We start from the raw sequence: 12,765 nt of genomic DNA, 5'->3' as shown, positions 1-12,765 counted from the left end.
ACAAACCAATATTGCAGTATATCCAGTCCGCCTTTTCCTATGTAATATCATACATCGTATACAAAATGGGGAATAAGCCGTCCGTCCACAATGGACCTGGTTTCCCGGTCCTGCACCGCGCCCATTTTCCTGTAAAATCCCGCAGCCTGGGGACTGGTGACAAAGTGAATGCGGCCGATTCCCTGGTGCGCGCACCAGCCTGTCATATGCTTCCACATCCGTTTTCCCAGACCGCTCCCCATTTTACCCTCCGCCACATAAAAATACTCCAGCTCCCATTCATATCCATCCTGCCTGATTCCCCAGAAGGCAGCCGGGCAGCCTCCTTCCCTGGCTGCAAACACAGGATTGCTGCGGATGAAACTGTCTGTAATATTAAATCTTGCGTCAAAGGTTTCCATAAATGCTTCGTCATATCCCCAGTGAGCCTCCGACTCCCTGGCCAGCCGGCGCAGTTCCTCTGTTTCTCCTGTCTCTGCCCTCATAAACCGCAGCATGGGCCGTTCATACCGGCCGGGATAAAGGCGCTTTGCCTCTCCGGTAAATCTTGCCACCATGGCTGCCTTATGTTCTGTATATCCGTCACGGTCATGTTCGTATTCCTTCCAGAGCCCCAGCTTCAGGGCCTCGTATTCCCTGGCAGCCTCCGTATGCTCCCTCAGATAATCCCGGAAATACAGCTCATCATTATCCCCTGCTGTCCTTAGATGCAGATGGAATACCCGCTCCGCAAATCCAGAAGGCGTATATCCACGGTTAAACGAAATCCTTCCCGCCTTTTCCATCATGCAAGTGTAGCCGCAGCAGGTAATCTGTTCCTTCATGGCCTGCATATCTCCGTCTTTGCTAATTTCCACCAGAATATCCACAATGGGCTTGGCCCAGATGGCTGGAATGGACGTGCTTCCCACATGGCTGATTTCACAGATATCCTCCATGGGCAGAAGGCGGCACAGCCGTTCCTTTTCCTCCTGGTACCACTGCGCCCAAACCGGCCTGTGTTCTGTAAGGAAAATAGGAAACAGCCGCCACAATTCTTCCAGGCTCATTCCAGAGAGCGGATTCCCGGCCTCTGTCTGCTCCGGATTCCCGGCCTCTGTCTCCAGCTTCTCTCCCTGCCTATCCCTCATCATGCCTCTCTGATTTTTTCTCCCATTCTTCCTTTACTCCTTTCATCCTGCGGAAATAGGAGCTCATCTCATCCGCCATACCAGAGAGACGGTTCAAAAGAGTGGAAAAATCCTTTAACATCTCATCGTCCTGGAAATAAGGGTACACGATATCATGGTCTATCTCACTCCACCCCTCCTCAAACAGGGTTCTCCCCTGGATTTCCACATAGTATCCCTTATACTTGATAATATAGTGAAGGGAACGGTATATTCCATTGGACTTAATCTCAATCAGATTCTCATCATAAATTCTGGTGTCCCCGTTCCTGCGGTAAACCTTTGGCCGTTCCGCAATGTAATAATGTCCGGGGTCCTCATCAAAATCCTTGATGCGGTCCACCACATAAAGACCAGGGTTATTCTCAAATACGCTGGTTATATATTTGTGAAAATGAATCCAATCCTCCCGGTAAAGGAAAAACACCCGGATGCCAATCAGGTCAGTGATATACTTATGGTAATTGCCGGAATCTATATCCTCAAACCGTTCAAAATGCTCATTGCGCTTTCGTATGATTTTTTCAATCAGGTGGCCTGGGTCCTTGGTGCGGTACCTGTAAGAGTGGATTCCCGCTCTCTCTATATCATAGAGATAATCGTATACAAAATCCTTACCAATGCTGCGCAGCTTCCCCTCAATGGACAGATAATCATCATATATGGCCGCCAGCTCTTCCCAATCCAGTCCTGCCGCCTCCAGTTCCTCAGGTTCAATGTTATAGCTTGTCAAAAACCTTTCCTTTTCAATCATCCGGTATCATTCCTCCTGTGTGTCCGAAAATGTCTGTATATCCGCAGCGGCCGTGTATATCCGCAGCTGTCATGTATCTTTGCGGCGGCCGTGTATATCCGCAGCTGTCATGTATATCCGCGGCGGCTGTATATGCATGGCCGCTGTGTGTCCTCACAGACGCCATACTTCATCCGTCAATAAGGCTTCATCACCAGGGCCCTTTTGTCCACAGCCCGGAGGGTTGCGAGTATTCCGTCCAGATGGTCGTACTCATGCTGAATCAGTTCCGACATATCCCCTTCCAGCTCCATGGAGCAGTCATTCCATTCCAAATCTTTATAATATATGATGCACCGTTTATACCGCTTGACCCTCACCAAAAGGCCGGGAAATGACATACAGTCATCCATCACGTCTATCAGCTCCTGGTCCGGAAAGGAAAGACGGGGATTGATAAACAGCACTGGGGTATCCAGATGCCGGTAAATAACACGTTTCCTCACCCCAATCTGAGGCGCCGCAATGGCCCTTCCCACGCCATAGCGGGACCGGAATGCCAGCAGCGTATCCTTTAAATCCTCCCTTACCTGTTCCATCTGCGGAAGCTCCTCTTTTTTTACTTCCCCGCTGACCTCATATAATTCAGGATTTCCCAATAGCAGAATCGTCCGCTCCATATCAAGCCTCCCTCTGCGCTGTTTTCTTTCATGTACAACGCGTTTTCCTTAGTATATCATGATTCCTTAGTATTTCCAAATCCCAATTAAAGGGTATGAGCAAAAAAAGCCGGACCGCCTCCTGTACATGGGGCAGCCCGGACCTGTCTTTCCGGATATTTCACTTCTGCAAATTCAGTTTTGTCCTTCCGGTTACTACACTTCTGCGAATTCAATCAGATTCAGTCCGATTGATTCACTCATTCTTCTGCCAGCGGTTCCGTCAATCACCGTAATGAAAATCTCAGCAGTGGCACTGATAACCGCCCTGTTCAAATGCCCTCCATGGCATTCTCCCTCCAGAGGGTTGCCGATTACCATGTGAAGATGAAGGTAGGGATTTCCTCCCTGCTGTGTGATGTTGCCTGTAAGGGAGGCAATCTCATAGATTCCCTTAAAAGACTTTCCGTAATATTTCTTTTCCCCTGTGTCAAATACCCCCAGTTCCACCTCGCAGGCAGCTCCCAGCCCGGAAACCTCGCCCAGTGCCACCTTTTCATTTCTGCAAACCTCCCGGATGCACTCCGCCACTTCCTCGCCCGGATTCAGGCGGACAACAATTTTTTCTCCAAATCTTTTATATTCCATGGTATTGACTCCTTTCAAACACAGTTTACAATACATTTAACCATTATATATTTACATATGTAAGATGTAAAATTATATTTTTTACGGTAAGCTCTAACTTTTTGTTATGGTTGATTCCAATTTCCCCATTGTCACGGCTCATTTATAGGTATACAATTATACTAACAGCTATTTTGCACCATACAATCATAAAGATACCAGAAGGAGATACATAATGGATAACGGAATGAAAATCCCTGACTGTCCCGTGGAAATGACACTGCAGCTCATTGGCGATAAATGGAAGGTTCTCATCATCCGGGATTTGCTCACAGGCACTAAGATATTCAACGAGCTCATGCGGTCCGTCAGCGGCATAACCCAGAAAGTTCTGACCAGCCATCTCAGGGCCATGGAGCAGGCCGGACTGATTACCCGGAAGATATACCCCCAGGTTCCCCCAAAAGTGGAATATACCCTGACAGAGACAGGGTACAGCCTGAAGCCCATACTGGACTCCATGGTGGCCTGGGGAACGGATTACAAAAACAATATGGGACAGACATCAACGCAAAAAGAGCCGTGAACCCGGATACGTTTCACAATCCCGGTGTTCATGGCTCCTTTATGGTATTACCTGTACATAACAGGCTCCAGTCCTAAAAAATCTGCTGTGTCCCGGAGGGCCTTCATCCCGTCAAGACGCCCCAAATCATACATCTTCTGTATCTTCTCCGGTCTGTTCTCTGTCCGGCTGATTTTAATAAGATGGCTGGGGCGTATGACAAAGATTTCCCCGTCAGCCTCCATGCGTCTGACCTCTTCCAGTTCCCTGTTATACATCAGGTGACGGCACTCCATGGTTTTTATAAATTCAGGATACCGGCGGTACACCCTTCGGATGGCGGGAAGCATGTGGCCCGGCTTTTTGCGGTAACCATCCGGCCTTGTAAGTATGACCAGGCTTTTGCCAAAGCCCATTTTGCGGAATGCTGCCGCCGGTATGGAGTCGGATACTCCCCCGTCCAGCAGTTTCTGTCCCTCTATCTCTACAATCCTGGAAACCAGGGGCATGGACGCGGATGCCCGAATCCATTCAATATTCTCCCCCCTCAGGCTGTCGCATCTGTGGTACACCGGCCTTCCGGTTTCCACATCCGTACAGGTGGCATAAAACTCCATCGGCGACGCCTCAAAGGCATCATTGTCAAAGGGGTCCAGCCGCTCCGGCAGTTCGTGATAGCAGAAATCATTTCCCACCAGGTCCCCGGTCATAACCAGGGAGCGGAAACTCATATACCGGGGGTCCCGGCAGTACTTCAGATTATACCGGATGGAACGTCCGGCCTGCCCCGCCACAAAACTGCACCCATGGATGGCTCCGGCCGAAACGCCCACCAGGCCGTCTGCCTTAATGCCATGTTCCAATAATACATCCAATACGCCGGCGGCGTAAATGCCACGCATTCCGCCGCCTTCCACAACAATTCCAGTTTTCATTTCCATCAACCTCTTTACAGACGCATCTTAGGAATCAGCCCTTACACCATCCCAATCGCCCTGGCCTGTCAGCCAGTTAAGCGCCTTGCGCCATTCCCTTACCACTCCTGACTTCATACCCACTGGCTCCGGCAGCCTGTGGCGTCTGGCATTGATGCAGGACCATTCCAGACAGGAAATAAGGTCGCAGGCATCCAGCAGCTCCCTTGGGCTCTTGGGCCTTGATTTTGCCATAATCTTACTGATACTGGTGCCATTTCTCAGGGACTTCACCAAATCAGCCGGATTGCATGGATGGTCCGGGAATCCCAGCTCCTCCACCAGTCCCAGCGCCCACTCTACCACGTATAGAGATTCATACTGCCTTAAGAATGACAGGACTTCCTTCCTGTCAGGAGCTGTATCGTGAAGATACTTCCACTCCCTGGGTGAAAAATAATCCTGCGTATTGTTATTATCAATATAATCCATCAGGAAATTCTGGGCCTTTTCCATCCCGTTTTTTTCATCCAGCAGGCATTCCGAATAAATGGCCACGCCCATGATGGCCAGCGCCCTCTGCGCTGTCTCTTCCAGGGAGGGACAGGTCACCTGTGAAGCAGGCGCAACCGGGGGCAGCCATCCGGGTACATAGACGGCATTGCCGATAAGGGTCTGCATGGTACGCATCCTGCGGTCTACCTGTTCCTGGGTAATATCCTTTCCGGCCTTTAACTCCGGCTCCTGATAGGGAAGATAGCGGGTAAATGCACTTCCGCCCTTGTCGGACAGAATCAGCAGCTTTTCCCCATTCTCACCGCAGCAGAACATGCTGTCTTCTTTCTCTTCCTGGTTCTGAATCAGAATGATTCCTTCCAGGTCGTTTAAGATGGACACAAACATGTCCTCAATCATGGTCTTCTTGTCCTCAATGTCCTCCTGGTCTTCCACGTCAAAGGCGTATTCCACCAGCACGAAACTTCTGGCCCGTCCAATCTGGTACAGCAGGTTGGTTTTAACATCCGTCACCCCTGTTTCAACCTGATAGAAATGGTCGCAGGTTCCCTCCACCTGTCTCTTTATGAACTCCTCTGCCTGCTCACCGGCGGATTCGCTGGCCACTGCCAGACGAATCTCTATATCTCCGTTATGCAGTACCAGGGTATCCCCCTTTCCCTCCGGGTCCAGACCAAAGGTTGCGCACAGTACTTGAATGATTTTTTCCTGTGACGGGATATCTGAGAAAATGAAGGACTTGCCTTCATATCGATTTGCAGGGGCTGATGTCTCTGTTGTATTTTTTTCTTCAAACAATTCCATATAAATCTCCTTCTTGGTTAAGCCGTATAAAACAGTTTGATTATACTATGTTTGGTGGGAAAACACAAATTATTCCTTATATTTTCTACTATTTCCCTTCAAAATAATCCGAAGCCACCATCCCATAGATACACTCATCGCATATCCCCTGATTATTCCACCCATACTGGCGCAGGGTTCCTTCCTTCTTAAGCCCGCAGGCTGCCATAACCTTTCCGCTGTTCACATTTCGTGTATCGTGGAGGGCCTCCACACGGTTAGCACCCTCCTCCTCGAAAAAGAACCGGATTACCTCAGCAAATGCCTCCTTCATGATTCCGTGCCTCCACCATTTCCGGCTCAGACAGTATCCCACTGTCACACGCCCCGCCTTCTGGTTGAGCTGCGGAACGCTCAGATTTCCGATGACATTGCTCTCATCTTCCTTCCAGGCTATGGCCCAGTTATAAAAATCACCGGACCCATAGGACTGAATCCAGCCCTCCAGGATTCCCCTTGTCTCATCCACATCCTTGTGCGGTTCCCAGAAAAGGAACTTTGTGACCTGGGAATCACTAGCCCAGTTCCTGTACATGGCGTCAGCATCCTCCGCCGCAAAAGGCCGCAGTACCAGCCGCTCTGTCTCCAATCTTACGGTTCCGGAATTCTTCATCATAGTCCTCTCCTTTCATGCACATACAAGGGATGTGCGCAGCATGATTGACCTGCAACAGAATATTATTCTTTAATATAGCACACATCCCGCATTTTAGGAACCCATGATATTCCGGATTATTTTAAGTTTATTCCACGCCTGCTTTTTTACAGATATCACTGAGACAGCATGCCTCACAATGGGGTTTTGTCCTGGCCGTACAGACATCCCGGCCATGGAATACCAGCCTGTGGCAGAAATCACTGCCTTCCTCAGGCGGTACAAGCTTCCACAGAGCCATTTCCACCTTCTTTGGCTCCTTGACACCATCCACCAGACCCATGCGGTTCACCAGGCGGATACAGTGGGTGTCCGTCACAATGGCCGGCTTTCCAAACACATCCCCCATAATCAGATTGGCGCTCTTTCTTCCCACTCCGGGAAGCTTTAACAGGGCGTCAAAATTATCCGGCACCTTACCCTTGTACTGTTCCTTCAGTATTTTCATGCAGGCGCTGATGTCCCTGGCCTTGCTGTGTCCCAGACCGCAGGGCTTCACAATCCGTTCAATCTCTTCCACATCCGCCTCTGCCAGTGCATCCACATCCGGGTATCTGGCGTAAAGGTCCTCCACCACCACATTCACCCTTGCGTCCGTACACTGCGCCGCCAGACGTACGCTGACCAGCAGTTTCCACGCATGGTCATAATCCAGGGTACAGCCTGCATCCGGGTATTCCTTTTTCAGGCGGTCTATGATTTCCAATGCAAGTTTTTCCTTTGTCATGTCCTATCTCCTTTGTATGCTGCAATGCACTTTTATTATACATGACGCCCGTCTGTTTCTCAAGCAAAATACCCTGCGGCAGGCTGTTAAAACAACCGGCTGCAGGGTATTTTGTTTCTTCCTGTATCTCACATAATTACTTGACAATAAACGACTTTCTCTTACTTACCACATCAAATATAACCGCTGCCAGCAGAACGCCGCCCTTTACCACCTTCTGCAGGTTCTGGTCCACGCCCATGATGCTCATGCCCAGGTTCAGTACGCCCATCAGGGTAGCGCCCACAATAACGCCGGGGACTGTACCGGTTCCGCCGTATGCCGAAGCTCCGCCGATGAAGCAAGCTCCGATGGCATCCATCTCATAGCTGTTTCCTGCCGTTGGGTTGGCGGAATTCAGTCTGGCCACCGTAACCATGCCTGCTATGGCTGCCAGAAGGCCCATGTTCAGGTAAGCCAGGAAATATACGCGGTTGGTATTGATACCGGAAAGCTTTGTTGCCTTCTCATTGCCGCCCACAGCGTAGAAATAACGGCCTGTGGTGGTCTTGGAAGCAATATAACTGTAGATTCCAATGATAACCGCAACCCATATAAGAGCGTTGGGAATCCCCTTGTACTGGGCCAGACGGAACATGAAGGAAAGCAGGACCACGCAGATGACTGCCATCTTGATAACAACGCCTGTAAGGGGTTCCACATAATACCCCTTTGCCAGCTTCTGCCGTCTTCCATTGAACACGATAAATGCATAGACAACGCAGGCAATGACGCCCACCAGGAAACAGGTCAGGTTAAAGCCTTCCACTGCAAAGAAATCCGGTACATAAGTATTAAACAGCACCAGGAACTGGTCCGGTATGGGTGCAAGGGTCATGCCCTGGAGCACCACGTTGGAAAGTCCCCGAAACATTAACATTCCCGCCAGGGTAACGATGAAAGGAGGTATCCTGACATAGGCAATCCAGAAGCCCTGCCATGCTCCCACCAGCATTCCCATGACTGCCATGGCAATAAGGGTAAGGTAAGGGCTGATGCCCATTTCCACCATCATCTTACCGCCGATGGCGCCCACGAAGCACACCACGGAACCAACCGAAAGGTCAATGTTTCCGCCGGTCAGGATACAGAACAGCATACCGGTGGCCAGAATGAATACATAGGCGTTCTGGGCAATCAGGTTGTTGACGTTCTGGGGAAGCAGCATTTTGCCTCCCGTATTCGCGGTAAACAGTATGATGATGACCGCAAGAGCGATTATCATTGTATATTTTTTCAGAATCTCTGAGATTTTCAGCTTTTGATTCATGGTCTACTCTCCTTTATCAGCTTTAAGAATACAGGACATGATATATTCCTGGGTCGCTTCTGCTGCGTCCACTTCCCCGGCCAGCTTACCCTCATTCATGATATAAATGCGGTCCGACATGCCCAGCACCTCCGGAAGCTCCGACGATATCATGATGACGGACTTTCCCTCCTCCACCAGACGGTTTATGATACAATATATCTCGTACTTTGCGCCCACGTCGATTCCCCTTGTGGGCTCATCCAGAATCAGCACATCCGGCTCTGTGAACATCCATTTGGCCAGAAGCACCTTCTGCTGGTTGCCGCCGCTTAGGTTTCCTGCGTTCTGCTCCACTCCCGGACATTTTGTTTTCAGCTTATCCTTGTACTCCACAGCCACCATATACTCCTTATCCTTGTCTATGACTCCATGGCTACTGACCGCCTCCATATTGGCAAGGGTTGTGTTAACACGGATTGGATTGGACAAGATAAGGCCGTTCCCCTTCCTGTCCTCGGTTACATATGCGATTTTATGGTGTATGGCATCGTGAACCGTGTTCAGCTGGACCTCTTTTCCCCCGATAAAAAGCTGGCCCGATATATTGGTGCCGTAGCTCTTTCCGAAAATGCTCATGGCCAGCTCCGTACGCCCTGCTCCCATAAGCCCGCAGATTCCCACCACTTCCCCCTTGTTGACGCGGAGGGATACGTGGTCCACCACCTTCCTGTCTGAATACAGGGGATGGTATACCACCCAATCCTTAACCTCCAGGGCAGTGTCTCCGATGTTTACGTTTTCCCTCCTGGGGAACCGGTCCGTCAGCTCACGTCCCACCATGCCCTTTATGATTCGGTCCTCTGAAATGTCATCGGTCTGTTTATCCAGCGTCTCAATGGTGGCGCCGTCACGGATAACCGTTATCTTATCGGCCACATATGCAATCTCATTGAGTTTATGGGAAATAATGATGGATGTCATGCCTTCCTGCTTGAATTTAAGCAGCAGCTCCAGCAGGGCCTTGGAATCATCCTCATTAAGGGAAGCCGTTGGTTCGTCCAGAATCAGCAGCCGGGCCTTTTTGGCAAGGGCCTTGGCTATCTCCACCAGCTGCTGCTTTCCCACTCCGATATCCTTAATCAGCGTATGGGAGGACTCGTTAAGGCCCACTGTCTTAAGATAGCGGTCAGCCTCGTCGTATGTCTCATCCCAGTTAATTGCCATCTTCTTTCCTTTTTCATTTCCAAGATACATGTTCTCACCAATGGACATGTATGGAATCAATGCCAGCTCCTGGTGGATGATGACGATTCCCTTTTCCTCACTGTCGCTGATTTTATCGAACTTGCACACCTGTCCGTCGTAAATGATATCGCCCTCATATGTGCCGTAGGGATATATGCCGCTGAGCACGTTCATGAGAGTGGATTTACCGGCTCCGTTTTCCCCCACCAGTGCGTGGATTTCTCCCTTTTCCACCTTCAGGTTTACATTGTCAAGGGCTTTTACTCCGGGGAAGGTCTTGGTGATATTTCTCATTTCCAAAAGTATCTCTGCCATTCTATCCCTCCTACAACCGTACAGGCGGGTATTTCTCCCCGCCTGTACGATTCTCATCTTTTCCGGCCTGTTTCACCGGTCCATCTGATTACTTTAACTGGTCTTCCGTGTAATAGCCGGAATCAATCAGCATTTCTTTGTAATTATCGATTGTGACAACCACCGGCTCGCAGAGATATGTGGGGATTACGCCTGTGCCGTTGTCATAAGACTTGGTATCATTTACTTCTGCCTCTCCGCCCTGCATAACAGCGTCCACCATCTTAACTACCTGGGATGCCAGGGTACGTGTATCCTTGAATACGGACATGGCCTGCTTACCGGCAATCAGGTTCTTCGTATTGGCAATGTCGCAGTCCTGTCCTGTGATAATAGGATATTCGCCGGTATAGGAAGATGCAAGGGCATTCTCAACACCCAGTGCAGTGGAGTCATTGGAGCAAAGTACTGCATGTAATACGGTTCCGTCGGAATAGTTGCCTGCGATGATGGTATCCATCCTGTTCTGTGCCTTCTCTGAATCCCAGTTGGCGGTTGCCACCTGCTCAAATGTGGTCTGGCCGGACTTTACAACCAGCTTTCCGCTGTCAATGTATGGCTGAAGCACGTCCATGGCTCCGCCGAAGAAGAAGTTGCAGTTGTTGTCAGCCGGGTCGCCGGTGAACATCTCAATATTAAACGGTCCGTCGTTCTCCTCTAATCCAAGGGCCTCTACCAGATACTCGCCCTGTTTCTGTCCTACCATATAGTTGTCAAAGGTTGCATAGTATGTAACAGCGTCAGAGTTCATAAGAAGTCTGTCATAAGAAATAACCGGTATGCCCGCTTCCTTGGCCTGTCCCAGAGGCTCGCCCAGAGAGCTTCCGTCGATGGATGCAATTACCAGCATCTCACAGCCGTTGGAAATCATGTTTTCCACCTGGGATACCTGGGTCTGCACATCGTTGCTGGCGTACTGAAGGTCTACCTCATATCCTGCTGCCTCCAGCTCTGCCTTCATGTTGCTTCCGTCCTGGTTCCATCTCTGCAAATCCTTGGTGGGCATTGCCACGCCAACCAGATGCTTTTCGCCGGATGCAGCCCCGTCCTTTGCTGCTTCTGTCTCTGCCTTGGTGTCCTCAGCCTTGGCATCCTCTGCCTTTGAATCAGCCGGCGCCTCTGTCTTTGCCTCTGAAGCAGGAGCGGCTCCCTCCTTGCTTCCGCATGCCATAAGGCTGCCTGCCATGGCTAATGTAAGCATGGTCACTAACAATTTCTTTTTCATATTGTAAATCCTCCTCCAAATGTTTTTGATGGTTTCAATATACCATAACCGGCTCTGGACTTGCTTGGCACCCATCTGCACACTTTTAAGGGATTTAAAAAAATGCCCTGTGCTCTACAGGACATTTTTGCTCAGTTTATATTGTTCTTAGTTAAAAATATGCTAATTTACATTCAGATACACATCCTCCTTGGCATGAAACCCGCCCTTAATGATAACCTCGTCCATATTTTCCTTGGTGACGGCAATGGGCTGCAGCTCCAGATAGGGCACGTTATAGGTACCGTCATAGGCAGTGTCCTGCACCTCCTCGATTTCCTCCCCCAGTCCCAGGAGCACTGCGCATTTGGCTGCCATGCTGGCCTCCTGCTCCACTGATTTAAAAGCCGTCATCTCCTGGGTACCCTCCACAATGCGCTGACAGGCTGCCAGGTCGCCGTCCTGACCGGTCACACATACCTTTCCGGCCAGCCTTTCCTCGGACAGGGCCCGGAAGGCCTGGCTGGCCAGGTCGTCGTTTCCGCAGATGATTCCCTTTACATTGCGGTCCTGTTTTAAGCCCTCCTTGGTGTAGGTATAGGCATTCTCCGCAATCCAGCCCACACAGTTGGACTCGTAGACCACGTTGAGATTGCTGCCTGCCAGCGTCTCGTCAATACCCTCACGGATAAGCTTTACATTGTTATCCGTCAGCGGACCCTGAATCAGGAAAATATTGCCTCCGTCCGGTATGTTTTCCAGCAGGCTCCTGGCCATCAGCCTTCCCACCTCGGTATTGTCAAAGGATATGTACAGGTCGCATCCGGAATTCATTATAAGCCGGTCATAGGAAACCGTCTTGATTCCGGCTTCCCGTGCTTTAATCATCACATCCGACAGCGCCTCACAGTCCCCTGCCACCACCACGATAACATCCACCTGCTTTTTGATGAAATACTCTATCTGGGAAATCTGTTCCTGCACATCCCCGTTGGCATTCTGCACATTGACCTCCGCCCCCAGCTCCTTTGCCGTGGACACGAACACATCCCGCTCACGCATCCACCGTTCTATGACAAAGGATTCAAAGCTGAGACCAATCTGTACCTTCGGCTCCTCCTGCTCCACACTGCCCGCCGCTGCGTCCTCTGTTCCGGCACAGCCCGAAGCAGCCAGGACTGTAAACAGGACTGCTGCCAGTATACAGGCAATGCGTCCTGCAGTACCCCTTTTGCGTATACTCATACCGTTTCCCTATCCTTT

13 protein-coding genes are annotated in these 12,765 nt (G+C 50.2%); 1 reads left to right on the top strand and 12 read right to left on the bottom strand.

The genetic code is table 11. The features are described 5' to 3' along the window. Positions 1 to 47: 47 nt before the first annotated feature. The 4 genes from I2H39_RS17075 to I2H39_RS17060 all read right to left on the bottom strand — a co-directional run bounded on the left by I2H39_RS17075 (position 48) and on the right by I2H39_RS17060 (position 3,209). Positions 48 to 1,133, bottom strand: a complete 1,086-nt coding sequence (locus I2H39_RS17075) for a GNAT family N-acetyltransferase (RefSeq protein WP_227147225.1) — start codon at positions 1,131 to 1,133, stop codon at positions 48 to 50. Continuing rightward, a complete protein-coding gene (locus I2H39_RS17070) occupies positions 1,120 to 1,923 on the bottom strand; it encodes a GTP pyrophosphokinase (protein ID WP_195627084.1) in 804 nt (267 codons plus the stop codon). The genes I2H39_RS17075 and I2H39_RS17070 overlap by 14 nt, the downstream gene beginning before the upstream one ends. A 176-nt stretch (positions 1,924 to 2,099) precedes the next feature. Continuing rightward, on the bottom strand, positions 2,100 to 2,582 hold the full coding sequence (locus tag I2H39_RS17065) for a peptide deformylase (protein WP_138308174.1): 483 nt from the start codon (positions 2,580 to 2,582) through the stop codon (positions 2,100 to 2,102). Positions 2,583 to 2,777: 195 nt separating this feature from the next. After that, positions 2,778 to 3,209: a PPC domain-containing DNA-binding protein gene (locus tag I2H39_RS17060; RefSeq protein ID WP_138308176.1), complete on the bottom strand. Its 432-nt coding sequence runs from the start codon at positions 3,207 to 3,209 to the stop codon at positions 2,778 to 2,780. A 214-nt stretch (positions 3,210 to 3,423) separates the two neighbouring features. Here I2H39_RS17060 and I2H39_RS17055 point away from each other — a divergent pair, with 214 nt between their 5' ends. Then, positions 3,424 to 3,774 (top strand): helix-turn-helix domain-containing protein, encoded by a 351-nt coding sequence (locus I2H39_RS17055; RefSeq protein WP_195627083.1) that lies wholly within the window; start codon positions 3,424 to 3,426, stop codon positions 3,772 to 3,774. A gap of 47 nt (positions 3,775 to 3,821) precedes the next feature. Here the strand turns inward: I2H39_RS17055 and I2H39_RS17050 are convergent, their stop codons facing one another. The 8 genes from I2H39_RS17050 to I2H39_RS17015 all read right to left on the bottom strand — a co-directional run bounded on the left by I2H39_RS17050 (position 3,822) and on the right by I2H39_RS17015 (position 12,747). Beyond that, the gene (locus I2H39_RS17050) at positions 3,822 to 4,688 is read right to left on the bottom strand and encodes a patatin family protein (protein ID WP_195627082.1); all 867 of its coding nucleotides are present in this window, start codon (positions 4,686 to 4,688) and stop codon (positions 3,822 to 3,824) included. A gap of 27 nt (positions 4,689 to 4,715) precedes the next feature. After that, a complete protein-coding gene (locus tag I2H39_RS17045; protein WP_138308182.1) occupies positions 4,716 to 5,987 on the bottom strand; it encodes a DUF4272 domain-containing protein in 1,272 nt (423 codons plus the stop codon). 88 nt (positions 5,988 to 6,075) lie between these two features. Beyond that, positions 6,076 to 6,642 (bottom strand): GNAT family N-acetyltransferase, encoded by a 567-nt coding sequence (locus I2H39_RS17040; protein WP_330641036.1) that lies wholly within the window; start codon positions 6,640 to 6,642, stop codon positions 6,076 to 6,078. Positions 6,643 to 6,769: 127 nt separating this feature from the next. After that, positions 6,770 to 7,408, bottom strand: a complete 639-nt coding sequence (gene nth / locus I2H39_RS17035; protein WP_195627081.1) for an endonuclease III — start codon at positions 7,406 to 7,408, stop codon at positions 6,770 to 6,772. 136 nt (positions 7,409 to 7,544) lie between these two features. Beyond that, entirely contained in the window at positions 7,545 to 8,717 is a 1,173-nt protein-coding gene (mmsB, locus tag I2H39_RS17030; RefSeq protein ID WP_138308186.1) for a multiple monosaccharide ABC transporter permease, read from the bottom strand. A gap of 3 nt (positions 8,718 to 8,720) precedes the next feature. Next, a complete protein-coding gene (gene mmsA / locus I2H39_RS17025; RefSeq protein ID WP_138308188.1) occupies positions 8,721 to 10,259 on the bottom strand; it encodes a multiple monosaccharide ABC transporter ATP-binding protein in 1,539 nt (512 codons plus the stop codon). An 88-nt stretch (positions 10,260 to 10,347) separates the two neighbouring features. Continuing rightward, a complete protein-coding gene (gene chvE, locus I2H39_RS17020) occupies positions 10,348 to 11,523 on the bottom strand; it encodes a multiple monosaccharide ABC transporter substrate-binding protein (protein WP_138308190.1) in 1,176 nt (391 codons plus the stop codon). A gap of 162 nt (positions 11,524 to 11,685) precedes the next feature. Further along, a complete protein-coding gene (locus I2H39_RS17015) occupies positions 11,686 to 12,747 on the bottom strand; it encodes a substrate-binding domain-containing protein (protein WP_195627080.1) in 1,062 nt (353 codons plus the stop codon). Positions 12,748 to 12,765: the final 18 nt, after the last annotated feature.

It is taken from the genome of Clostridium sp. 1001283B150225_161107_B6 (assembly GCF_015556325.1).
Classification (GTDB): Bacteria; Bacillota; Clostridia; order Lachnospirales; family Lachnospiraceae; genus Enterocloster.
This window is presented reverse-complemented; position numbering and strand designations above follow the sequence as displayed.